Origin of the sequence: Segatella oulorum F0390, from assembly GCF_000224615.1 — a bacterium.
In the GTDB taxonomy this organism is placed as follows: domain Bacteria; phylum Bacteroidota; class Bacteroidia; order Bacteroidales; family Bacteroidaceae; genus Prevotella; species Prevotella oulorum.
The window spans coordinates 305,969-329,990 of record NZ_JH114217.1 but is presented as its reverse complement, the minus strand read 5'-3'; the positions used below and the strand labels follow the sequence as shown (position 1 = coordinate 329,990).

The window sequence follows — 24,022 nt, the reverse complement described above, 5'->3', positions numbered from 1 at the left end:
GGTCAAAGTTACAGCTTTTCTGCGAGCTGAGCCTGCCCAAATCGGTTTTTATTATTATTTTTGCATGGCGCGATGTGGGTGCAATCCATGCACCACGACGCACATTTTGATTATTTTAATTCAAGATTTCTCCCCTATGATGAATGATTTTATCATGCATGCCCTGCGCCAATGTCCGCTTTTCATGGGCATGAGCGAAGTGAGTATAGAATTGGCTTTGGGCAGCATCAACTATCAAATCGTGAGCCTTGAGAAGCGCGATGTCTATGCCTTGGCCGGCATGCCCTGCCGTTTTGCCGACATTGTGGTCAAAGGTTCGTTGGTTTGTCGCATGGCTTCGCTCAGCGGAAAGCAAGTGGAAGTGAGCCGATTGCAGGCCGGCGACATCATAGCTCCGGCGTTTATCTTCGCCAAAGACAACACCATACCCGTGAGTGTTGAGACCGATAGCGAGGTGAAGTTGCTGCGCATGACTCCGCAAACCTTGCGTCTGCTCATGGATAACGACCCCGATATTCGCATGAATTTCATTCAAACGCTCTCCAACATCGACGTGTTTCTCACGCATAAAATGAAGGTGTTGAGCCTTTTCACCGTGAGAGAGAAGGTGGCTTACTTGCTGTTGGAGACGGCAGGCGAACAAAATTCGAACACCATTAAGCTGCAACGCAGCCGTCAAGAGATAGCCAATTCGTTCGGCATTCAGAAGTTTTCGCTGCTGAGGGTGCTCAATGAGTTTGAGAAAGAGGGTGCCATCCGCATCGATGGCAAGACCATTGAGATTCTGCAACGCGAGAAATTAAAATAAAAGGCGCTTCATCTGCCGCTCGCCTCAACAACCCATTTGTCCACCATGTTCGATCATCCGTCCCGCAATTTGCCCGCGGCTGTGTGGCAAACCACCGCAAAAGCCGCGAAGAAAACCCGCCAAAGGAAGTGCATGCGCTGAAAAGTTTAACAACCTTTTGCAAAAAACGAGGCAAGGTTTCTCGGGAATATGCTTTTTATAAGCAAAATCATTGCAACGAAAATGACTATTTTAAAAGTTTAAATCCCGATAAAAAACAAAAACGATGAAAATGAAACAGGTACTCAAAACAATGGTGTTGGCAGCGTTCTGCCTCAGTGGAATGGCCTTCATCGCATGCAACAACGACGATGATTACGACAACAGTGTGTACTATCCCAACGCATTGGTGACGATTAAAACCAACACAGCCACGGGACAAGTCTACCTTCAACTGGACGATGCAACCACCGTTTTGCCCACCAACATGAAGACTTCGCGTTACGGAAACCGCGAGTTGCGCGCCTTAGCCAACCTCACTATGCAGGAAGGACAACCCGGACATTACTCCAAAACGGCATTCGTCAACTGGATGGACACCATTCTTACGAAGAAAATGTCGCCCGACTTGGGAGCGAAAAACGACCAAACCTATGGCACCGATCCGCTGGAAATCGTCAAGCATTGGACCACAGTTGTGGAAGATGGCTACCTCACCCTGCGCTTTAGAACCTATTTCGGCAACCGAACCAAGCATGTAGTGACGCTGGTAAAGGGTGCCAATCCCTACGAAGTGGTGCTCCATCACGATGCAAAAGGCGATGTTCGCGGCGTTGTGAAAGACGGTTTGGTGGCTTTCCGACTCAGCGATTTGCCCGACACTCACGGCAAAGCGGTGGACTTAACGCTGAAATGGAAATCGTTTTCGGGTGTCAAAAGCGTAACCTTCAAATACACTTCCCGACCCTAACGCAACCTGCTCAGCCCCCTTTTGCCTTGAATGAATCTTTTCGGATATAACAAAGAACAGCATCTCTTGCGCCTTTTCGAGCAAGGCAACGCATTCGCCATGGACCAACTCTATGGCGAATATGCCGATTATTTGGCGGCTGTTTGCGCACGCTATATCCCCAACGTCGAAGATATGCACGATGTGTTGCAAGAGGCCTTCATCCGCATCTTCACGAAAATTCATACGTTTGAATATCAAGGCAAGGGCTCTTTGAAGGCCTGGCTCACGCGGGTAGTGGTGAATGAGGCGCTGTATTTTCTGCGCAAAGACCATTCGAAGCTATTCGTCAACCAAGCAATAGAGCTTCCAGATGCAGAGATTGATGCGCCCGATGTCGACAGTTTGTCGGTTACACAGATTACAAATGCCATTCAACAACTGCCGTTAGGCTATCGAACCGTGTTCAATCTGTTTGCGATTGAGGGCAAAACTCACAAAGAGATTGCCGCGCTTCTCCACATCAAGCCCGACACTTCTGCCTCGCAATTTCATAAGGCAAGAAACCTGCTTGCCAACATACTTAACGAACAAAAACAAAAGGAGACCGAACAATGAAAACGGATTGGCTGAACAAAGTGCAGACACGCTTGCGCAATGAGCAGCATGCACAAGCACCGCAAGGGTTGCTCGACGACATCAAAAACGAGATGCGTCGCCGGGGAATAGCCCCCACATGCCGACCGCCACGCCGCCGAAAGGTTGTGGCGTTGTGGGGTGTTCGCGCGGCTTCGATAGCGGCTTTCCTTGCCGTGGGCTTGTATATCGTCCACCGAACGGCGCTGCCTTCTGCCGACAAACCACTGGTCTCCACCATTGCTCCGTCGCCCCTTGCCCCGTCAAACATCGTGTCACGACAGCCGATACCCCACGCTGTGCCGCACACGGAACGCCCCATTGCATCGCGTCCCGGCCGCTACTTGGCGCACAAGGCACACAACTTGCTCATGGCTCACAACGAATTGCCGGCACAGACCGACGCACAACCGACGGAAACAACCCCTTCACAACCCCACTCCGACACGCAGACTGCACAGCCATCGCGTCGGGTTTTGCCCGCAATGCCACCGCAATCAGGTCGCGAAACCCCGCCACAGCGCAAGCCATCTACCGACGCTTCGCGATGGAGTTTCGCCACGTCTTATGATGGATTGAGCGGCTCATCGCACACTTCTCAAGGCGTTTTGCTCGCAGCAGCCAACCCCTATGGCGAATATGTAGACGCCTTCTCGGGTCACGAAAGGCAAAACTATGCGAACGGTTCGGGCAGCGTACAAATGAAAACAAAGCACCATCGGCCGGTAAAATTCGGCCTGTCGGTGGGCTATAACATCCATCGGCGTTGGCGCATCCAAACCGGATTGACCTACAGTCGCTTGGTCTCCGACTTCACTTGCGACATGGACCATGCCGAAAGTACCGTGCAACAAGAGCTGCACTACATCGGTCTTCCGGTGAGCATGGGTTACAGTTTTTACAAAACGCGGCGCATCAACCTCTATACAATGGCCGGAGGCGAGGTCGAAAAGTTGGTGAAAGGCCGTGCGAAACAAAAGGCTACACCGGACGTTGTGCCGCCCACCAGCGCCGAAACCATCACCGAGCATGCGCCCATCTTCTCGATTCATGCGGCCGTTGGCGGCGAAATTCGCTTCAATCCTGCGCTCAGTGCCTACGTCGAACCCGGCATAAGCCATCATTTTAACAATGGCAGCAACGTGAAAAGTGTTTATAAAGACAAGCCCACCGGCCTCAGTCTGAACGTCGGCATCCGCGTCTATTTAAACAAATAGCCCATGCTTTTTGCAGGCCTTAGCCATCCCCTTTCCTTCTTTTGCTGCCATAGCCGGCCTGCAAACCGGCCGCTTCACGGGTTTGTTGTGGCAAGAAGTGATGCCGAAAGCAAAAGAAACAAGTTGACTTGTTTTGCAGAAAAAGCATGAGATACGGGTGTATCTCGCTCGTTTTTGAAAAAAACAGATGAGAAACGGGTGTGTTTCGCTCGTTTTGATGAAAAATGATTGAGAAACGGGTGTATCTCGTTTGTTTTTGAAAAAAATGGATGAGAAACGGCCGTATCTCGCTCATTTTTGAGAAAAACAATGAAGAAACGGGGGTATCTCGTTTGCCCTCGTCCACAAAGGGATGGAACGGCTGTCGGAAAAAGCATGCAGATTGTCGGGAAAAAGCATGCAGATTGTGTTGCAAAAGCATTGCTTTTACTGCGCAATCAAGCGCGAATTACCAGGTAAAAGCGATGGCTTTCCGCTCTTTTTTGTGTAATTTTGCAAACAAAGAAATCAAAATCAACAAGATAAATGAAGGAAACGCAGTTTAAACGCACCACCGTTACGGCGGCTTTGCCCTATGCTAACGGAGGCGTTCACATTGGCCATTTGGCAGGAGTCTATGTGCCTGCCGATATTTACGTGCGCTATTTGCGCCTCAAAAAACAAGAGGTGATGTTCGTTTGCGGCAGCGATGAGCATGGTGTGCCCATCACTATCCGTGCGAAGAAAGAGGGCATCACGCCGCAAGACGTGTGCAACCGCTACCACGAGCTCATCAAGAAATCGTTCGAGGCGTTTGGCATCAGCTTCGATATTTATAGCCGAACGACCAGCCCCACGCATCATCAGTTTGCCAGCGACTTCTTTAAAAAGCTCTATGACGAGGGGAAATTGGTGGAGAAAGAGACCGAACAATACTACGATGAGCAGGCCCATCAGTTCTTGGCCGACCGCTATATCATGGGCGAATGCCCCTATTGTCACAACGAAAACGCATACGGCGACCAGTGTGAGCGCTGCGGTCACGACCTCAGTCCGATGGAATTGATCAATCCCCACTCCACCATTTCGGGGTCGAAACCCGTCATTCGTCCCACGAAGAACTGGTATCTGCCCCTCAATCAATACCAGCCTTGGCTGAAAAAATGGATTCTCAACGACCATTCTGAATGGCGTTCCAACGTATATGGTCAGTGTAAGAGCTGGCTTGACATGGACTTACAGCCGCGAGCCATGACACGTGACTTGGAATGGGGCATTCCTGTTCCCATTAAAGGCGCCGAAGGAAAAGTGCTTTATGTGTGGTTTGATGCCCCCATCGGCTACATTTCCAACACCATTGAACTGTGCAAGGCGCACCCCGAGCGCTTTGGTTCGTGGGAGAAATGGTGGAAACAGCCCGACACCCGCTTGGTGCATTTCATCGGAAAAGATAACATTGTGTTCCATTGCATCATCTTCCCAACCATGCTAAAAGCCTATGGTGACTTCATTTTGCCCGACAATGTGCCGGCCAATGAGTTCTTGAATTTGGAGGATGACAAGATTTCTACCAGCCGAAACTGGGCCGTTTGGCTACACGAATATTTGCAAGACTTGCCCGGAAAGCAGGATGTTTTGCGCTATGTGCTCACGGCCAATGCGCCCGAAACGAAGGATAACAACTTCACTTGGCGCGATTTCCAGGAGCGAAACAACTCGGAGCTTGTGGCCATCTATGGCAACTTTGTCAATCGTGCCTTGCAACTCACGAAGAAATATTGGGCAGGTGTGGTGCCGGCTTGCGGCGAATTACAAGATGTTGACCGCCAGACGCTGGCCGAGTTTGCCGACGTAAAAGCGAAGTTAGAGGGCTATTTAGACCAGTTTAAATTTCGCGAAGCGCAGAAAGAAGCCATGAACTTGGCACGCATCGGCAACAAATATATCACCGAATGTGAGCCATGGAAGGTGTGGAAGACCGATGCTAAGCGCGTCGAAACCATCCTTTATATCTCCCTTCAGCTTGTGGCTAACCTCGCCATTGCGTTCGAACCGTTCTTGCCTTTCTCATCCGAAAAGCTGCGCCACCTTATTAATATGGAGGCTTTCGATTGGGCCGAATTAGGCAAAACCGACCTGCTCAAGGCCGGACATCAATTAGCTGAGCCCGAATTGCTCTTCGAAAAGCTCGAAGATGACGTCATACAAAAGCAGTTAGACAAGCTCGAAGCCACCCGAAAAGCCAACGAAGTGGCAGCCTATCATGCAGCACCCGTGAAAGAAACGGCATCGTTTGACGACTTCGAAAAGTTGGATATTCGCGTCGGACACATCAAACATTGTGAGAAAGTGAAGAAGAGCAAGAAACTGTTGCAATTCACTATCGACGATGGAACGGGCGTGGATCGCACCATTTTGAGTGGCATCGCCGCCTATTATGAGCCCGAACAGCTCGTAGGTAAGGATGTGCTTTTCGTGGCAAACTTTGCTCCTCGCACGATGATGGGCATCGAAAGCCAAGGCATGATTCTGAGTGCTGTGAACGCAGATGGGGCACTTTCGGTCACAACGACAATCGATAAAGTGAATCCCGGCAGCCAAGTGGGGTGATCAAGGCACACCAAAACGACAGAAGGAAACAAGTTTAACGCACCACAAAAATAGCAGATGAGTTTATGGTTACACTTTTAATTCTCATTCAACTCCTATTGGTTTTCACACTTATCTTTATCGGTGCGCGCATAGGTGGCATCGGAATGGGCATCTATGGCATGGTAGGTGTGTTCCTTTTGGTGTTTGTTTTCGGTTTAAAACCCGGCAATATCCCCATCGATGTGATGCTCATCATCGTATCAGTTATCACGGCTGCGGCCTCTCTTCAAGCGGCAGGTGGGTTGGATTATCTCGTGCATTTGGCAGCCAAATTCCTGCGAAAACATCCCGAACACATCACCTATTATGGGCCATTGGTTACGTGGTTTTTCTGTTTAGTTGCAGGAACTGCACACACAAGCTATTCGCTTTTGCCGATTATTGCAGAGATTGCGAAAGACACAAAGATACGTCCCGAGCGCCCATTGAGCGTGGCTACCATCGCAGCTTCATTGGGAATTACGGGCAGTCCGGTATCGGCGGCCACGGCAGCCATGATTTCTTCCGACCTGTTAGGTGCCAAAGGCATCGAGCTAAAGGATATTATGCTCGTTTGTATTCCCGCATCTTTCATCGCCATCCTGGTGGCTTCGTTTGTGCAAAACCACGTAGGTAAGGAGCTTGTTGACGATCCTGAGTACCAAAGACGTGTGAAAGCAGGGCTCATTCAGCCCGTTGGCGAGTGTGAAAAGACGATGGAAAACGAAGCAAACCTTCATCCACGCGCCAAATATTCGGTATTGGCTTTCTTGGCAGCCGTGCTCTTAGTGGTGCTCTTTGGTTCTGTTCCATCGCTGCGTCCATCGTTCAATGTCGATGGAAACATCATGAAATTGAGCATGCCCGAGACCATAGAAATCATCATGATGGCCATGTCTGCCGTCATTTTGCTCGTCGGAAAAGCCAAAGTTGGCGATGCAGTGAAAGGCAATGTCTTTGGTGCTGGCATGAATGCCATGGTGAGTATCTTTGGAATTGCATGGATGGGCGACACATTCTTCAACGGCAATTTGGCCTTCTTCAAGGAGCATATTGCCGGCATTGTGACCCAATTTCCCTTCCTCTTTGCCGTGGCTTTGTTCATCATGTCCATCATGTTGTTCTCGCAAGCAGCCACCGTTCGCACGCTTTATCCCTTAGGTATCGGCTTAGGCCTGTCACCTTTTGCCCTCATAGCCATGTTTCCGGCGGTCAATGGCTATTTCTTTATCCCCAACTATCCCACCGAAGTGGCCGCCATCAACTTTGATACGACGGGCACAACACGCATCGGACGCTACGTGCTCAACCACAGTTTTCAGCTCGCCGGCTTCATTACTACCTTTGTAAGCATTGGCGTTGGCTACCTCATCATTACGTTCCTTTATTAAAATAACCCATTATAAACCCATAAATTAAATAGATTATGAGAACAATCAAGATTTCAATGCTAATGGTGTTCACTTTGATTTTCACCTTAGCCCTTAGTGCAAAACCCAAAATTCGCATCATTGCTACCGGCGGAACCATCGCAGGTGTGAGTGCCAGTGCCACCTCTTCGGCATACGGAGCAGGCCAAGTGGGCATTCAAACCCTCATTGATGCAGTGCCACAAATCAAAGATTTAGCCGACGTAAGTGGCGAACAATTAGTGAACATTGGTAGCCAAGACATGAACGATGAAGTGTGGTTGAAACTCGCGAAACGCATCAATCAGCTGCTCAATAACGAAGGCTATGATGGCGTATTAGTAACGCATGGCACCGACACTATGGAGGAAACGGCCTACTTCTTGACGCTCACTGTGCACAGCGATAAGCCCGTTGTGTTGGTCGGAAGCATGCGTCCTTCGACGGCTATCAGTGCCGATGGTCCTGCAAACCTCTACAATGGCGTGGCCACTTTGGTTGATCCTGCATCAAAAGGGCACGGCGTTATGGCTTGCATGAACAATCAACTCATCGACGCCAAGAGCCTCATCAAGACCCATACCACCGACGTTGCTACGTTCAAAGGCGCCTATGGTCCCATCGGTTACGTGTATAATGGCAAACCCTATTATGTGCACGAGCCCAACTATAAGCACACCACTGCCAGCGTGTTCAACGTGGACAACCTCACCAAATTGCCGCAAGTGGGCATCGTTTATGGCTATGCCAACTGCTCTCCCCTGCCCATTCTTTCATTTGTCAACGCCAAATTCGACGGCATTGTGTTGGCCGGTGTGGGCGATGGCAACTTCTATAAGGATGTGTTTGATGTGGCATTGAAGGCACAGAACAACGGTATTCAAATCGTACGTTCCAGCCGTTTGCCCACAGGCCCCACGTGTTTGAACGGCGAAGTGGACGACGAAAAATATCATTTCGTGGCCGCTTTAAACCTCAATCCGCAAAAGGCGCGCGTGCTGTTGATGCTCGCTTTGACCAAAACACACGATTGGCAACAGATTCAAAAGTATTTCCAAGAATATTAAAGCTATGAAAACAACCTTCATCGTATGCGCATTTTTGGCCGCAACTGCTGTGGCCAACGCACAAAATGGCGCCAACATCGGCATGGGAGGTAGCGAAGGAAACTACGCTTCATTGGCCGAAAAGGTGGCCAACTTAGAAAAGAAAAACGACGCATTCAACGTCTATTTCAACTATGCTGCCAGCTTCCGCACCGAAAGAGACAGCCGTTCGAACAACTGGAATGCAGGCTTTGCCAACAAACAGTTGCGCTTAGAAATTAAAGGAAACATAGGCGATCACCTGTCTTATCGCTTCCGTCATCGCCTCAACAAAGCCAACACGGCACAAGGCGAAGACAACTTTGCCAAAGCAACCGACATCATGATGGTGGGCTGGAAGTTCAATGACAAAGTCAGTTTGCAAGGAGGTAAGATGTGTCAGATATGGGGTGGCTTCGAATTTGATGAGAACCCCATGGTCATCTACCAATATAGCGACATGGTTGACAACATGGATAACTTCATGGCCGGCGTGGTAGCGTCGTTCAAACCCGTGCCCACTCAGGAGTTGGCCGTTGAGGTTTCCAATGCCTATAACAACAAATTCAACGAGTTTTATGGCGCAAGCAGCATTGCACGCGAGGCACTTGGCTATCGCAACCTTGAGGCTTCGAAGGCGCCACTCACCTACATTGCCAACTGGAACGGCAGTTTTCTCGACGGAAAACTCAACACTCGTTGGTCGTGGGGCCTGCAAACTCAGGCACGTCACAAGTATAGTCGCATGCTCGTTTTGGGCCAACAACTCAACCTCAACAAGCTGCAATGGTATGTAGACTATATGGGAGCCTGGGACGGTTTAGACCGTTTGGGCATCGCATCCAACGACCTTGCCGCGCATCTTGCTCCGTCCCCGTCTGCCAAAGCCTGGGCCAGCGATGTGCATTACAACAGTTTCATCACCAAGGTGAACTGGCAATTTGCACCCGGTTGGAACTTCATGGCCAAGGGAATGTATGAAACTGCCAGCGTCAGCAAGCTCGAAGTAGGCAAGAACTACCGCAAGAGCTATGGCTACATCGGCAGCATTGAATACTATCCCATGCGTGATCAAGACCTGCGTGTGTTCTTAGCTTATGTCGGAAGAAAATATGATTTCAAGGCCGCTACAGGCTTAAAGAACTACAACACCAACCGCATTGAGCTTGGTTTTATGTATCGTATCAAGGCTTTTTAGTTCAGCAAACCTCGAAAAGCAACCGACAGCAGGCAACCCTTTGTCAGCTGTCGGTGCGCCAAATAAAAATAAAAAGAAAATATCAACCCTTTAAACCGACCACGAAGTGGTGCATTTTGCCCCGCAAAAGCATGCAGATTACCACATAAAATGATCGTAATCATCGTGCAAAAGCATAGCTTTTACAACGCCCCATGACCAACATCATGCGGCAAAGGCTTGCCACAAACAGCGCAAAGCACCACCAGACGGCGCATTAAATTATGTCAAACGAACAATTCAGAGTAGAGAGCGACCTCTTAGGTGAGCTCAAAGTGCCTGCCGATGCCTACTATGGCGTGCAGACACAACGCGGCATTAACAACTATCACATCTCGCGAAAAAAGATGCGCGATTATCCTGATTACGTCATCGCTATTGCTTATGTGAAGCTCGCTGCCGTTCAAACCAACCACTCCCTTGGTGTGATTAACGACGAAATCGCCGGCGCCATCAGTCAGGCCTGCCAGGAGATTATCGACGGAAAGCTGCACGAAAACTTCCCCATCGACATGATGCAGGGCGGCGCAGGCACATCGGTCAACATGAATGCCAATGAGGTTATTGCCAATCGTGCGCTCGAAATCATGGGCCACAAGCGCGGCGAATACCAGTATTGCTACCCCAACGACCACGTCAACTGCGGACAATCCACCAACGATGTCTACCCCACCTCCATCCGCCTGGCCTTGATTCGCATGAACAAGAGCCTCGTTTCGAGCCTCACCGGCCTCATCAGTGCCCTGCGTTTCAAGGCAACCGAGTTTAAAGACAACCTCAAAATGGGGCGCACCCAGTTGCAGGATGCCGTGCCCATGACCATGGGACAGGAGTTCAATGCCTATGCCAACAACTTGGAAGAGGAGATTCTTAACCTCGAACGCAACATCAAACTGTTGCACGAAATCAACATGGGTGGCACGGCCATCGGCACGGGTTTGAATGCCGTTCCGGGCTTTTCGAAGCTCTGTGCAACCAACTTAAGCAAGCTCACTGGCGAGCCTTTCATCTCGGCTACCGACTTGGTTGAAGCCACTCCCGACACAGGTGCCTACGTAAGTTATAGCGGAGCATTGAAGCGTTTGGCCGTGAAACTCTCCAAAATCTGCAACGACTTCCGCCTCATGGCCTCCGGTCCGCGTTGCGGTCTCAACGAAATCAATCTGCCCCCCAAGGCACCCGGCTCGTCAATCATGCCCGGAAAGGTCAACCCCGTCATCCCCGAAGTCACCAATCAGGTGTGCTTTAAGGTCATTGGCAACGACACAACAGTCTCGTTTGCAGCCGAAGCCGGCCAGTTAGAACTCAACGTCATGGAGCCCGTCATCACCGAATGCCTCTTCGAAAGCCTCTGGTGGCTGCGCAATGCCATCGACACCTTGACCGAAGAATGCGTGGTGGGCATCACCATGAACAAGGAACGTTGCTACGAAATGGTGAAGAACTCCATCGGCATTGTGACGGCCCTGAACCCCTATATCGGCTATAAAAACAGCACGAAGGTGGCCAAAGAAGCCTTGGAAACCAACCGCTCGGTCTACGACATCGTGCTCGAAAAAGAGCTGATGACCAAAGAAAAGCTCGACGAAGCGCTCGACCCCAAGAACATGTTGGTGTCGCATCAGCTCATCAAATAGTTAAAGGAAAGAACTATTACATAGAGACCTCTGCGAAACTTCATACAGATAGCGAAATCATAAATATAACTCATTGATTATCAATAGTAGCTCTGGGGTGTAAAAAGACTTTCGCAGAGGTCTCAACTAATGATACAGAACATATCTGTATCACCGTTAACTCTTGTACATTCAGAGTTATTTCAACTGATAAAATATAAAAAAAACAATGGCACGAGCAACAACAAAAGTGGATTTAATAACATCTGCTAATGGACAATTTGAGAAGATGTGGAAGCTCATAGACAGTATGAGCAAAGAGCTACAGACAGCAACCTTTGCAGAAAAAATGGCTGCAATGGGCAAAGAAGCACATTGGAGCAGGGACAAAAATCTGCGCGATGTACTTGTTCATCTGTATGAATGGCATCAGTTGTTACTGAATTGGATAAACTCCAATCGTGAGGGAGAATGCAAATCTTTTCTTCCTGAGCCTTATAATTGGAAAACATATCCAGTAATGAACGTGGAGTTTTGGAAGAAACATCAAAACACACTGCTATCAGATGCAAAGGCAATGTTAAAAGAAAGCCATCAACAAGTAATGGAATTGATTGCAACTTTCTCTGACAACGAACTCTTTAACAAGGGTATATTCGATTGGACGGGCACCTCTACGCTTGGTTCTTATAGTGTTTCAGCAACTTCAAGCCATTATGATTGGGCGATAAAGAAAATAAAAGTACATATTAAAACACAATAAACAAACGATAGAAACTCTACAATAAGGTTAATAAAGAAACGTGGAAGATAAGAAAAAAGTATGGAACTACAAACAAAACGCCTGATACTGAGAGCATGGAAAAAAAGCGATGCTGAAGCATTATACAAATATGCACGGAATCCGAACGTTGGTCCTATTGCTGGTTGGACACCGCATACCAGTATAGAGAATAGTCTTAAAATTATAAAGACGGTACTCTCTGCTCCTGAGACCTATGCAGTTGTGTTGAAAGAAACTGGCGAAGCTGTTGGCAGCGTTGGAATAATGACTGCAAGAAGTGAAATCCACAGTGCAAAGATAGCAGACAATGAGTGTGAAATAGGTTATTGGATTGGTGAGCCCTACTGGGGACAAGGCTTGATTCCTGAAGCCGTAAATGAATTGCTTCGGCATGCTTTTGAGAACTTACGGAAGACTACGGTTTGGTGTGGGTACTACGATGGCAACAAGAAATCGAAACGAGCACAAGAGAAATGCGGATTCGTTTACAGCCATACAGAAGACAATAAGCCTGTTCCATTGATGAACGAGTTTCGCACAGAGCATTTTACCAAAATCACTTTAGAAGATTGGAAAAAACAACATCGGTAATTTGAAGTAAATAAAAAGGGAGGTTATGACAAAAATAAACTGTAATAGGCAAGACTTGTTCTAACTGTTGTTCTGCTATCGGAGAAATGATGTCTCAGATATTTGTTGCAAAGTTACGCTATTTTATGTTTGTAACCACGAAGTAGTCTATGTTTAGATTCACTCAAGGCCGCAGTGCGTGAGCATTGCGGCCTTTTTTTATCCCATCAGTGAGCCTTCAATGTCCCTTCAATGAGCCTCCGATGAATAATAGCTCACAAAATTAACCCACGAATTGTTGGGGTAATTTTTCCCCTATGCATTATTAACCCATGAATTGAAGGGTTAATTTTTCCCCTGAACATTATTAAACCATGAATTGGAAGGCTAATTTTGCGACGCATTTTGATGTACTTTCCAACTCAAAGCAGCCAAATATCCGCCGTATTTGTCAACCCACTTTTAATTGGGTTATCAAATACCACACACATTATTAACCCACTTTTAATTGGGTTACCAAATTCCACGTGCAATATTAACCCACTTTTAATTGGGTTATCAGATACCACACACAATATTAACCCACTTTTAATTGGGTTATTAGATACTGTACGCATTATTAACCCACTTTTAATTGAGTTAACATTATGCCAAGAGGCGGACGCGCTTTAAATGGTTTTGCACAAAGAAGCAGCGAGAAAACGGCGAAAAAACGGCGAGAAAGCGGTGAGAAAAGTGGCGGGAAAAGCCAGCAAAGCCACCCCAATAAGGGCTAAAGCTCAGGCTTTTATTTTGCTTTTCCTACTTTTTATTGTAATTTTGCAACAGAATTCGAATTTTGTTATTTCCCAGTTTATGAATATTGAGAACGAAATATGCAGTTCCGTCATCCGCGTTGTGAAGGAACTTTATGGGCAAGAAGTGGCACCTTCACTCGTACAACTGCAAAAAACACGTAGTAATTTCGAAGGAAACTTCACGTTGGTGGTGTTCCCTTTCTTGAAAATATCGAAGAAAAAACCCGAAGAAACGGCGCAAGAGATGGGCGAAGCACTGCAAAAGACGTGCAAAGCCGTGGCTAAATTCAACGTGGTGAAAGGCTTTTTAAACCTCGTTGTGGCACACGAAGCGTGGGTAAGTCTGCTGAATGACATCCACCTCGACGCGCATTTTGGCGAGCAACAGGCCGACAGTCATTCGCCTTTGGTGATGATTGAATACAGTTCGCCCAACACAAACAAACCCCTTCACTTAGGACATGTGCGCAATAACCTCTTGGGTTGGTCGTTAGCGCAAATCATGCAAGCCAACGGAAACCGCGTGGTGAAGACCAATATCGTGAACGATCGCGGCATACACATCTGCAAATCGATGCTCGCTTGGCTTAAATATGGCGACGGAATTACACCCGAAAAGGCCGGAAAGAAGGGCGATCATCTCATCGGCGACTTCTATGTGGCCTTCGATAAGCATTACAAAGCTGAGTGCGAAGCGCTGCAAAAAGAGTATGTTGCAGCAGGCATGAGCGAAGAAGCTGCGGCAGAAAAAGCCAAGAACGAGGCGCCTTTGATGAAAGAAGCACGCCAGATGCTCGTGAAATGGGAGCAGAACGACCCCGAAATTCGCGCGCTCTGGGCACGCATGAACAACTGGGTTTATGCCGGATTCGACGAAACCTACAAGGCTTTGGGCGTGGGTTTCGACAAGATTTACTACGAATCGCAAACCTATCTCGAAGGAAAGAAGAAGGTAGAAGAGGGACTTTCCAAAGGATTGTTCTTCAGAAAAGACGACAATAGCGTGTGGGCCGATCTCACAAACGAGGGCTTAGACCAGAAATTGTTGCTGCGCAGCGACGGCACTTCGGTCTATATGACGCAAGACATCGGCACGGCCGAGATGCGCTTTAAGGACTATCCCATCGACAAAATGATTTATGTAGTGGGCAATGAGCAAAACTATCACTTCCAAGTGCTATCGATTTTGCTCGACCGATTGGGCTTCAAATGGGGCAAAGAGCTGGTGCATTTCTCCTATGGCATGGTGGAATTGCCCAATGGAAAGATGAAAAGCCGCGAAGGAACGGTGGTTGATGCCGACGAACTCATTGCGACCATGGTCAGCGATGCACGCCGAATGAGCGACGAGTTGGGCAAATTCCACGACATGAGCGAGGACGAAAAGCAGCGCATTGCACGCATCGTTGGTCTCGGAGCCTTGAAATATTTCATCCTGAAAGTGGATGCACGCAAGAACATGTTGTTTAATCCCGAGGAGAGTATCGACTTCAATGGCAACACAGGCCCATTCATTCAATACACCTATGCACGCATCCGTTCCATCCTAAGAAAGGCTGAAAGCGAGGCCATCCACGTGCCTACGCAGCTCGATGCACATGCTCCGCTGAACGAAAAAGAGATTGAGCTCATTCAAAAGATGAATGAATATGCCGCCGTTGTGGCGCAGGCCGGCAAGGATTATAGCCCCAGTGGCATCGCCAACTACTGCTATGAGCTGACAAAAGACTTCAATCAGTTCTATCATGATTATAGCATTTTGAATGCCGACACGTCCGAAGAGAAGACCACTCGCTTGGTGTTGGCGCAGAATGTAGCAAAGATTTTGAAGAACGGCATGGCGCTTTTGGGCATCGAAGTGCCCGAGAGAATGTAACCTTTCGGCACGCTTATGGCCAAAAAGTCAACCCTTTCCAACCCGCCTAACTGGCGAAATGACACGGTCCTTCCACTCCCAGCCGAGGTGAAAGCCATGGCTTGGGCGGTAGATGCAGCCTGTTCGGGCAACCCAGGCCCCATGGAATACCGGGCGATTGATTTGCAAACGGGTGCCGAAGTGTTCCATTTCGGCCCCACGCATGGCACCAACAACATCGGCGAATTCTTAGCCATCGTGCACGCTTTGGCCTTGCTCGACAAGCAACACGATACTGAACGCGTCGTTTATTCGGACAGCTATAATGCCATTTTGTGGGTGCACAACAAGAAATGCAAAACCAAATTGGCACGCAATCCGCAAACCGAAGGGCTCTATCAGATTGTGGAACGTGCCGAGAAATGGCTGCAAACCCATACCGTCACCACCCCCGTTCTGAAGTGGGAAACGAAGAAATGGGGCGAAGTGCCCGCCGATTTCGGCCGAAAGAAATAGGCCATCGCCATCTATTCTATAGCTAAATCGTTCTTTGCAGCCAACACAAAACCAGAGAGAAGGGCACTAAAGCACGCACACGCTTCTCTCTTTCTTACGCCTACACCCACGCGATAGCGTTCCTTCCTAATATTGAACTACCTTAATACAAGCTTCATCGTTTCCTGCAGCACTACAATAAACATAAAGCACACGCTTCTTTTTCGTAGGGTTTGGTGCAGCAATCAGCTCCACCTTACCCATACTATACCGTGGCGTTTTTGCGATCAGCCAATCACAAGTAACGATAATCATGGAGTCTCGCATATTATTAAAAATATTATCTCCATTCCCATTATAATCACATATATGCATAGCGTAGAAGCTACTCGTACTATAACAATCCTTACTTCCCCCCTGCTCTATCGAACTCAACCTTATGCGGTAAGCCTAAATTATGCGTAGAATCACATGCCATGCAGCATAACAATGCTGTTGCTGCCCATAAGAATTTCACTGCTTTCATATTCTATTGTCGTTTATATGTATGCACTAAGGACAAGACACTTATTCAAATATTCATTCAATTTCATTCGATTTTGTGTTATTATTTTGATTTATACCACTGCAAAGATAATTATTTTTTATAAAAGAGCTTCGTCCTAATATCCTATTTCTTACATAAAACACAGCCTATCCTTTCATTTAAAGGCCAAAAAAGTTTTTGTAAATAGCAACTTTTTACTACTTTCGCACAGAATATTCATCCTATTTATCCATTGACATGCAAACAACCATTCAACACATCGTCACCAAAATGGCAGGGCAAGGCATGCGTTTGCTACTCGCTCCCATCTGTTTGTTCACCGCTTGTAGCACGCAAGCGCAGGAAAAAACCTTTCAACCCACCCCTCACTACCAGCAACGCGTGGCCGAGTTTGACGCCCATCCTGCCGTGAAAGCCCATTCCATCGTGATGCTCGGCAACAGTTTGACCGAGAATGGCGGCGATTGGAACGCCCGATTGCACACGCAAAACGTGGTCAACTATGGCATCATTGGCGACGACACCGAAGGCATGTTGCACCGCCTGCAGCAGATAACGCCCCATCATCCGCGCGCCATCTTCCTGCTTTGTGGCGTCAACGACCTCAGTCATCAGCTTTCAGCGCAAGAGGTTTTCGACCGCGTAACGCAGCTCATCGAGACCCTTCGCCGGCAAACCCCGCAGACCACGCTCTACATTCAAAGTCTCTTGCCCATCAATGAAGACTTTCAACGTTGGAAAACGCTCAACGGAAAAACCAACGATATCCCCGCCATCAACCACCTGTTGAAAACCTATTGCCAGGCAAAAGGCCTCACCTTTATCGACATCTACCCTCACATGGTGGAGCCCGGAACGGCAAAATTGGAACCTACCAACAGCACCGACGGTCTGCATCTGTCGAAAAAAGGCTATCAGATTTGGGCAGAAGTGTTGCACCCCTACGCACAAAAAGAGGATAAGGCAGCCACAAAACAGCGCTAATCGCCCATAGACGCAACACCCATCATCAGCAGATAGGCTCCAAGAAGCACATCTGCTGATGACTTTTTGATGTCATTTTGCAGCACAATCTCGCACACTTTACCACGCAATTTGCACCACTTTTCCGCACAAAACAGTCCACTTTACCAGCAGCAAAAGCCCCCTTTTTCTCCTTATAAATGATGATTGTGCACAAAAAGAAAAAGCCGTAACTTTGCAGTTGCATATTAACAAAACATGGAAATGAAGTCTTCGCTCCTCCTTTTCGCCGCTATCCTCCCCTTAAAAGGGTTCGCCGAAACGGCCGATTCAACGATTGCGCAGCACCACACTTTAGAGGAAGTGGTGGTGAGAGGCTTTAAACAAGACAACTTAAGCAAAGCACCCTTGTCAGTATCCGTGGCAGGAAGCACTTTCTTGCAACGCAATGAGCTCAACGGCCTGCGCGACATGAGCAGCGTGTTCCCCAACCTTTTCATCGCCGATTATGGCGCACGACAAAACACCCCCATCTACATTCGCGGCATAGGTTCAAAAACCAACGCGCCATCGGTGGGTTTATATGTCGACGGAATGCCCTATTTTGAGCGATCGGTTGTCGACATGGATATTGCCGGAATCAGCGGTATTGAGGTGCTTCGCGGTCCACAAGGCACGCTATATGGACGCAACTCGACGGGCGGACTCATCAACCTCTACACCTATTCGCCGTTGGATTATCAAAACACCATGGCCAAAATCAGCTATGGTTCGCGCAACGATTTGCGCCTCGGCGTGAACCATTATCAAAAAATTTCGTCGCACGTGGGCATCAATGTGGCGGCCAATTACCACCACAACGATGGTTTTTTCCGCAACCTTTATACGGGAGAGAAGGCCGACAACCTGCAAAGTGCCAATGCCAAAGTGGGACTTGCCTGGCAAGCCACGCCGCTTTGGACGATGCGTCTCAGTGCACTTTTCGATCATTCCACGCAGGGTGGCTACCCATACGGCCTCTATCATGCGGCCGATAACACCGCCGATGCCGTGAATTACAACCGCCCTGGCTACTATCGCCGCAATCTTTTCACGGCAGGAATGAATTGGCTCTACAAAGGAAATGCGGTGCATTTCAACAGCCAGACATCGGTTCAGCTGAGTAAAGACAAGCAACAGATTGACCAAGATTTCACCCCCCGCGACCTGTTTTTCACGCTAACGGGCTTGAAACAAACGCTCGTAAGCCAGGAGTTCACACTGCGCTCGGCCGAAGACAACAGCCGTTACCACTGGATGATGGGCGCTTTTGGCTTCTATCAACGGCTCAACAACGCCATTGAGACGCAATTCTTCACCCCCAATTATGCCACACCTAAGTTTTATCATACCCCCACTTGGGGTGGCGCTTTCTACCATCAGTCGGCCTATGACGTGACAAAAACGCTGCGCGTGGCGGTGGGTTTGCGCTATGATTACGAGCGTGTGGCGCAAGATTATGAAGCCAACAAATACACGTTGACCACGGGATGGAGTAGCCTTGTGCGCACGGCGGCGTTCAACGACCACACGCATTTCAGCCAAATCACGCCGAAATTCACCGTCAGTCAGCAACTGAGTACCGACAAAATGGTCTATGCCTCGGTGGCAAGAGGCTACAAAGCAGGCGGTTACAACGTCACCTCGACCACCACAACGCTGCCGGCTTACGAGCCAGAATACAACTGGAACTACGAGATTGGTGCCAAGTTGGCCTTCCTACAGGGCAGACTTCAAACCGAGATGAGCCTGTTTTACATCGATTGGAAGCACCAACAAGTCACCACAACCGTGCCGGGATTGGGCAACATCATCAACAATGCGGGCCATTCTGACAGCAAAGGTTTTGAGCTTTCGGCCACCTATCGCCCCCTCATAGGCTTAGAATTGCAAGCCAATTACGGCTACACCTACGCCCGGTTTCTGCGCTACGAGAAGAGCGCCACAGTGCATTTCACGGGCAACATGCTGCCCATGGTGCCCCGACAGACCATGGCTTTCGCGGCCAACTATACCCTGTTCCACGTCATGGGCTTAGACAAACTCATGCTGAATGCCGCACTCACAGGCACGGGAAAGATTTATTGGACCGAGGATAACCAACTGAAACAGCCGTTTTATGCGCTGCTCAACCTGAAGATTGCAGCCACGAAAGGGTGCTTTACGTGGGAACTTTGGAGTAAAAACACCACCAACACGCATTACATGAGCTATGCGTTTGCCTCGTCTGCCCTGTATGCTCAGCGCGGAAAACCCTTCATGATGGGCACTTCTATCCTCTTTAAACTCAACCCATAACAATGGAACAGCAAGAAGAAATCAGCGAACATTCCTCACAGAAAGCGGGCTACCTGTCCACTTTCTTTAGTCTTTATCTGGCCCAAGCCGTGCCGATGAGCTTCTTTACCACAGCACTTCAAGTCATTTTGCGCGAGCAAGCGGTGCCCCTTTCGCTCATTGGTTTGCTGCAAATCGTGAAACTTCCGTGGATTTTAAAGGTGTTTTGGTCGCCCGCTATCGACCGACATTGCCAAACGGTTAGAGACTATAAACGCACGATTATCGGTGCGGAAATCGTGTATGCCCTGTTGATTTTGGTGACAAGCCTTTTCGATTTGCACACCATTCTGCCCCTTTCCTTCCACCTGCTCATCGTGCTTATCCTTCTTGCTTTGGCTGCTTCGGCCACACAAGACATCGCTACCGACGCCTTGGCCATACGCACATCGGCACCTCATCAACGCGGATTGCTCAACAGCATGCAGTCGATGGGCAACTTTGGTGGCAGTCTTTTGGGCAGCGGAGTGCTCTTGATGGTGCTCCATTCTTATGGTTGGAACCGCGTAACCCAGTGCTTAAGTCTGTTTGTTCTCATCGCCATGGTGCCGCTATGGCTGCATAAAAAGCTCCGGTTTCAGCAAGAACGGCCGACCAAACAGCGAGCCACTTGGAGAGACTTCGGGCACTTTTTCACCCAAAAAGGCATCAGCCGACAGCTCATTTTCCTCGTGCTCTACTACACAGGCATCATCGGTATCATGTCGATGCTCAAACCATTTATGGTCGATTTGGGCTACTCGATGAAAGAAATTGGCTTTCTTTGTGGCATAGTGGGCATTGGTTCGGCCTTCATCATGGCCTATCCTGCGGGGTTGTTGGTGCGCCGTTGGGGGGTGCAACGCATGCGCATCGTCTTCGCTTTCGTGATGTTTTTGGGCACCCTTGCCTTCGTTTGGATCGCCATGAACCGCCCTTCTACCCCCATGTTAACCGCTGCCATCATCGTGCTTTGGGGCAGTTACGGCATGGGGACAGTGGTGGTTTACACCTCATCGATGCAACATGTGCGCACAGGACGTGAGGGAACCGACTTCACGATCCAAACAGTTATCACCCATCTCATGGGCATTCTCATTACCATCGTGGCCGGTTTAATAGCCCATTGCGCGGGCTACACGGGCATGTTTGCCGTGCAGAGTGGCCTTGCTTTGGGCTCTTTTTTCTACACGTTGCACCTGTATAAAACAGCAAAACAACAATGAACGAAGCGCTTTTCAAGAAATATAATGTGCCCGTTCCACGTTATACGAGCTATCCTACGGCCAATGAATTTGAGCCTTTCGATGCCCATCGCTATCTGAAAGCCGTTGAAACGTCGAACGATGCCGCAGCCGACAACATCTCTTTCTATATCCATGTGCCTTTTTGCAGGCATCTTTGTCACTATTGTGGCTGCAATTCGGTGGCCATGGCACAGCCCAAACGCATTGAAGAATATTTTGAAACGCTGCACAAAGAGATTGACTTGCTGCTGCCGCATCTGCGAAAAGACCGCCGCATCAGTCAGATTCATTATGGCGGAGGCAGCCCTTCTTCCATGCCGTTGCCGCTCATTCGTGGCATCAACGAGCACCTGTTGTCGGCCTTTTCGACCATCGACAAGCCCGAAATTGCCATCGAATGCCACCCCGGCTATCTCGAATCCAACGATTGGCAATACTTGTTGGACAGCGGATTTAACCGCTTTAGCCTCGGCATTCAGGATTTTAACACCGACGTTCTGAGCACCGTGAACCGGCGACCGAGCCTGCTTCCTGTGGCCGACATCATGGAAATTCTGCGCAAAGGCGGTGCAAAAGTCAACTTCGACTTTATCTATGGCCTGCCAAAACAAACCACAACGGAGTTCGTTTCGACCATCCAAACGGCCATTTCGCTGCATCCCAATCGCTTAGTAACGTTCAGTTACGCCCATCTTCCAAGCCTTTTCAAGCGACAAATGATTTTGGAAAAGGCGGGACTCCCACTGCAAACTGAGAAGTTAAAGATGTTTGAAGAGGCCTCGAAAATGCTGCAATCGGCAGGCTATGTGCCCATCGGTATGGACCATTTCGTGCTGCCCGACGACGATTTGAATGTGGCTTTGCAGCACCACACCCTGCATCGTAACTTCCAAGGTTATTGCCCTCGCCGCATCACTGCACAGGTTTACGCCTTCGGTGTGTCGGGCATCAGCCAGTTGGATGCCGCCTATGCGCAGAACACCAAGGATATTTCGGCCTACATGGCGCAAGTGAATGCCGGCCAAATGCCCATCCAACGGGGCTACGCCTTAGTGCCTTGGCAGCGCATTACACGGGAAGTGATTGAATGTATCATGTGCAACAACGCCATCAACTGGCACGACATGGCGCAGCGTTTGCATGTTTCGGTCGGCGAAATCAAGCAGGCTATCCACTACAACGAAGCCGAATTGCAGACCCTGCAAGCCGATGGTTTGATTGCTTTCGATGCCGATTCAGTGGAAATCACACCCGATGGACTGCCCTTTGTGCGCAATGTGGCTGCCGCTTTCGACCCGATGATGCGCCATAACCATCGGCTTTTTTCCAAACCTGTCTAACATTTTTATGTTTAAAACAATGCAAAACGAGAAGCAATCCCCAATAGATATTATCGTCATCGGCGCCGGACTCACTGGCTTAACCACCGCACACACGCTCAAAAAACGCGGCAAGGCGGTCGTAGTGGTAGAGAAAGAGAACCGCATTGGCGGCCAAATTCAAACCCACCAGCAAGGCGATTTCACCTTTGAGAGTGGTCCAAACACGGGCATTGTGAGCTATCCTGAGGTGGCAGAGCTATTTCAAGACCTCGAAAAATGGGGTTGTCAGCTCGAAGAAGCGCACGAAGAAGCGCGGCAACGTTGGATTTGGAAGGGTACGAAGTTTCATGCTTTACCCGCTAATCCCATAGCCGCTTTGCGCACACCGCTCTTCACTTGGCGCGACAAATGGGGCATTTTGCGCGAACCTTTCCGCCCAAAAGGCACCAATCCCAACGAGGATGTAGCGACAATGGTGGTGAGACGATTGGGCAAAAGCTATTTAGATTATGCCGTAGACCCTTTCATTTCGGGCGTCTATGCAGGCGATCCCCACACGCTCATCACGCGATTTGCCCTGCCAAAGCTTTACAACTTAGAGCAAAACTATGGCAGTTTCATTCGTGGTGCCATCGCTAAAAGCAAAGAAAAGAAAAGCCATCGCGACCGATTGGCCACGAAAAAGGTGTTTTCTGCGGTAGGAGGATTGCAGCATTTGGTCGATGCTTTGGCACAATCCGTAGGCCATGAGCACATCATCTTGCAGGCAAACAACGTGATTGTCACGCCCATTGATGGCCAATGGCAGGTGGACTACACCACCACAGCGGGCGAAAAGGTGAGCCTTCGCTGCCGAAAAGTCATCACAACGGTGGGGGCTTACGCACTGAAAGCCATGCTTCCGTTTGTTAAAGACAGCGACATGGCACCGATTTCTGCGCTGCGTTATGCGCCTATTGTGCAGGCCAGTGTGGGCTTTTCAGATGCACATGGCATTGAAAACAAGGCTTTTGGCGGGCTTATTCCCTCGTGCGAACGGCAACAACTCTTGGGTATTCTCTTTCCATCAGCTTGCTTTTCACGGCGTTGTCCGGTGCAAGGTGCCCTCTTTTCGTTCTTCCTTGGAGGGTTGAAACACGCTGAAATGTTAGATAAAACCGATGATGAACTGCACGAAATCATCATGAAAGCCTTGCCCATGATGCTCGGTTTTCCTCACGATGTGCAACCCGATAGGATACAATTCTTCCGCCATGCGCGTGCCATTCCGCAGTATGAACTGTCGAGTGGCGACCGTTTTGCCGCTGTAGCGCGCATAGAACAGGCGCATCCAGGCCTTGTTATTGGCGGTAATCTGCGCGATGGCATCGGCATGGCCGACCGCATTCGCCAAGGTGTTGCCATGGGTATGCAAGACGATTAAGCAAATTTTGCAGCATCATTCCCCACGAACAAGCCCAAAAGGCATGCCACAAAAATGAAAAAAGGCGCATGCTCCGTGATGGAGCATGCGCTTTACTATTGTATGACTAAAACCTTTC

General features: G+C 49.0%; 18 protein-coding genes. All 18 read left to right on the top strand.

All coding sequences use genetic code 11. From position 1 onward, the window contains the following. The first annotated feature begins 136 nt into the window (after window positions 1-136). The 18 genes from HMPREF9431_RS10550 (at window position 137) to hemG (ending at window position 23,904) form a co-directional block, all read left to right on the top strand. Window positions 137-808, top strand: coding sequence for a Crp/Fnr family transcriptional regulator (locus HMPREF9431_RS10550; protein ID WP_004381279.1), 672 nt, complete (start codon window positions 137-139; stop codon window positions 806-808). Between the two features lie 292 nt (window positions 809-1,100). Then, window positions 1,101-1,757: a NigD1/NigD2 family lipoprotein gene (locus HMPREF9431_RS10540; RefSeq protein ID WP_394365437.1), complete on the top strand. Its 657-nt coding sequence runs from the start codon at window positions 1,101-1,103 to the stop codon at window positions 1,755-1,757. 30 nt (window positions 1,758-1,787) lie between these two features. Further along, window positions 1,788-2,354 carry an RNA polymerase sigma factor gene (locus HMPREF9431_RS10535; protein ID WP_004381277.1) on the top strand — a complete coding sequence of 189 codons (567 nt, stop codon included), beginning with the start codon at window positions 1,788-1,790 and terminating at the stop codon, window positions 2,352-2,354. After that, a complete protein-coding gene (locus HMPREF9431_RS10530) occupies window positions 2,351-3,589 on the top strand; it encodes an outer membrane beta-barrel protein (protein WP_004381276.1) in 1,239 nt (412 codons plus the stop codon). The genes HMPREF9431_RS10535 and HMPREF9431_RS10530 overlap by 4 nt, the downstream gene beginning before the upstream one ends. A gap of 525 nt (window positions 3,590-4,114) precedes the next feature. Continuing rightward, the gene (gene metG, locus HMPREF9431_RS10525; RefSeq protein ID WP_004381274.1) at window positions 4,115-6,178 is read left to right on the top strand and encodes a methionine--tRNA ligase; all 2,064 of its coding nucleotides are present in this window, start codon (window positions 4,115-4,117) and stop codon (window positions 6,176-6,178) included. A gap of 65 nt (window positions 6,179-6,243) precedes the next feature. After that, window positions 6,244-7,590 carry an anaerobic C4-dicarboxylate transporter family protein gene (locus HMPREF9431_RS10520; protein WP_004381273.1) on the top strand — a complete coding sequence of 449 codons (1,347 nt, stop codon included), beginning with the start codon at window positions 6,244-6,246 and terminating at the stop codon, window positions 7,588-7,590. Window positions 7,591-7,625: 35 nt separating this feature from the next. After that, window positions 7,626-8,675 carry an L-asparaginase 2 gene (ansB, locus tag HMPREF9431_RS10515; RefSeq protein ID WP_004381272.1) on the top strand — a complete coding sequence of 350 codons (1,050 nt, stop codon included), beginning with the start codon at window positions 7,626-7,628 and terminating at the stop codon, window positions 8,673-8,675. A gap of 4 nt (window positions 8,676-8,679) precedes the next feature. Next, a complete protein-coding gene (locus HMPREF9431_RS10510; RefSeq protein ID WP_004381271.1) occupies window positions 8,680-9,891 on the top strand; it encodes a porin in 1,212 nt (403 codons plus the stop codon). 263 nt (window positions 9,892-10,154) lie between these two features. Beyond that, window positions 10,155-11,567, top strand: a complete 1,413-nt coding sequence (aspA, locus tag HMPREF9431_RS10505) for an aspartate ammonia-lyase (RefSeq protein ID WP_004381270.1) — start codon at window positions 10,155-10,157, stop codon at window positions 11,565-11,567. A gap of 208 nt (window positions 11,568-11,775) precedes the next feature. After that, the gene (locus tag HMPREF9431_RS10500) at window positions 11,776-12,309 is read left to right on the top strand and encodes a ClbS/DfsB family four-helix bundle protein (RefSeq protein ID WP_004381269.1); all 534 of its coding nucleotides are present in this window, start codon (window positions 11,776-11,778) and stop codon (window positions 12,307-12,309) included. A gap of 60 nt (window positions 12,310-12,369) precedes the next feature. Next, entirely contained in the window at window positions 12,370-12,921 is a 552-nt protein-coding gene (locus HMPREF9431_RS10495; protein ID WP_004381268.1) for a GNAT family N-acetyltransferase, read from the top strand. A gap of 834 nt (window positions 12,922-13,755) precedes the next feature. Next, window positions 13,756-15,573, top strand: a complete 1,818-nt coding sequence (gene argS, locus HMPREF9431_RS10490; protein ID WP_040561689.1) for an arginine--tRNA ligase — start codon at window positions 13,756-13,758, stop codon at window positions 15,571-15,573. Window positions 15,574-15,588: 15 nt separating this feature from the next. Beyond that, a complete protein-coding gene (locus tag HMPREF9431_RS10485; protein WP_004381265.1) occupies window positions 15,589-16,068 on the top strand; it encodes an RNase H family protein in 480 nt (159 codons plus the stop codon). Window positions 16,069-16,831: 763 nt separating this feature from the next. Then, on the top strand, window positions 16,832-17,578 hold the full coding sequence (locus tag HMPREF9431_RS10480; RefSeq protein WP_004381263.1) for a GDSL-type esterase/lipase family protein: 747 nt from the start codon (window positions 16,832-16,834) through the stop codon (window positions 17,576-17,578). A gap of 243 nt (window positions 17,579-17,821) precedes the next feature. Further along, window positions 17,822-19,894 carry a TonB-dependent receptor gene (locus tag HMPREF9431_RS10475; RefSeq protein ID WP_004381262.1) on the top strand — a complete coding sequence of 691 codons (2,073 nt, stop codon included), beginning with the start codon at window positions 17,822-17,824 and terminating at the stop codon, window positions 19,892-19,894. A gap of 2 nt (window positions 19,895-19,896) precedes the next feature. Continuing rightward, entirely contained in the window at window positions 19,897-21,138 is a 1,242-nt protein-coding gene (locus HMPREF9431_RS10470; protein WP_004381261.1) for an MFS transporter, read from the top strand. Then, window positions 21,135-22,499 (top strand): oxygen-independent coproporphyrinogen III oxidase, encoded by a 1,365-nt coding sequence (gene hemN / locus HMPREF9431_RS10465; protein WP_004381260.1) that lies wholly within the window; start codon window positions 21,135-21,137, stop codon window positions 22,497-22,499. The genes HMPREF9431_RS10470 and hemN overlap by 4 nt, the downstream gene beginning before the upstream one ends. Before the next feature lie 19 nt (window positions 22,500-22,518). Continuing rightward, window positions 22,519-23,904 carry a protoporphyrinogen oxidase gene (gene hemG, locus HMPREF9431_RS10460; protein WP_040561687.1) on the top strand — a complete coding sequence of 462 codons (1,386 nt, stop codon included), beginning with the start codon at window positions 22,519-22,521 and terminating at the stop codon, window positions 23,902-23,904. Window positions 23,905-24,022 lie beyond the last annotated feature (118 nt).

Coding starts and splice junctions, on each gene's coding strand:
- HMPREF9431_RS10485 (WP_004381265.1), top strand. CDS start 15,589: ATGGCCAAAAAGTCAACCCTTTCCAACCCGCCTAACTGGCGAAATGAC.
- HMPREF9431_RS10495 (WP_004381268.1), top strand. CDS start 12,370: ATGGAACTACAAACAAAACGCCTGATACTGAGAGCATGGAAAAAAAGC.
- HMPREF9431_RS10535 (WP_004381277.1), top strand. CDS start 1,788: ATGAATCTTTTCGGATATAACAAAGAACAGCATCTCTTGCGCCTTTTC.
- HMPREF9431_RS10550 (WP_004381279.1), top strand. CDS start 137: ATGATGAATGATTTTATCATGCATGCCCTGCGCCAATGTCCGCTTTTC.
- argS (WP_040561689.1), top strand. CDS start 13,756: ATGAATATTGAGAACGAAATATGCAGTTCCGTCATCCGCGTTGTGAAG.
- HMPREF9431_RS10520 (WP_004381273.1), top strand. CDS start 6,244: ATGGTTACACTTTTAATTCTCATTCAACTCCTATTGGTTTTCACACTT.
- aspA (WP_004381270.1), top strand. CDS start 10,155: ATGTCAAACGAACAATTCAGAGTAGAGAGCGACCTCTTAGGTGAGCTC.
- HMPREF9431_RS10480 (WP_004381263.1), top strand. CDS start 16,832: ATGCAAACAACCATTCAACACATCGTCACCAAAATGGCAGGGCAAGGC.
- ansB (WP_004381272.1), top strand. CDS start 7,626: ATGAGAACAATCAAGATTTCAATGCTAATGGTGTTCACTTTGATTTTC.
- hemG (WP_040561687.1), top strand. CDS start 22,519: ATGCAAAACGAGAAGCAATCCCCAATAGATATTATCGTCATCGGCGCC.
- HMPREF9431_RS10510 (WP_004381271.1), top strand. CDS start 8,680: ATGAAAACAACCTTCATCGTATGCGCATTTTTGGCCGCAACTGCTGTG.
- HMPREF9431_RS10500 (WP_004381269.1), top strand. CDS start 11,776: ATGGCACGAGCAACAACAAAAGTGGATTTAATAACATCTGCTAATGGA.
- HMPREF9431_RS10540 (WP_394365437.1), top strand. CDS start 1,101: ATGGTGTTGGCAGCGTTCTGCCTCAGTGGAATGGCCTTCATCGCATGC.
- hemN (WP_004381260.1), top strand. CDS start 21,135: ATGAACGAAGCGCTTTTCAAGAAATATAATGTGCCCGTTCCACGTTAT.
- metG (WP_004381274.1), top strand. CDS start 4,115: ATGAAGGAAACGCAGTTTAAACGCACCACCGTTACGGCGGCTTTGCCC.
- HMPREF9431_RS10530 (WP_004381276.1), top strand. CDS start 2,351: ATGAAAACGGATTGGCTGAACAAAGTGCAGACACGCTTGCGCAATGAG.
- HMPREF9431_RS10470 (WP_004381261.1), top strand. CDS start 19,897: ATGGAACAGCAAGAAGAAATCAGCGAACATTCCTCACAGAAAGCGGGC.
- HMPREF9431_RS10475 (WP_004381262.1), top strand. CDS start 17,822: ATGAAGTCTTCGCTCCTCCTTTTCGCCGCTATCCTCCCCTTAAAAGGG.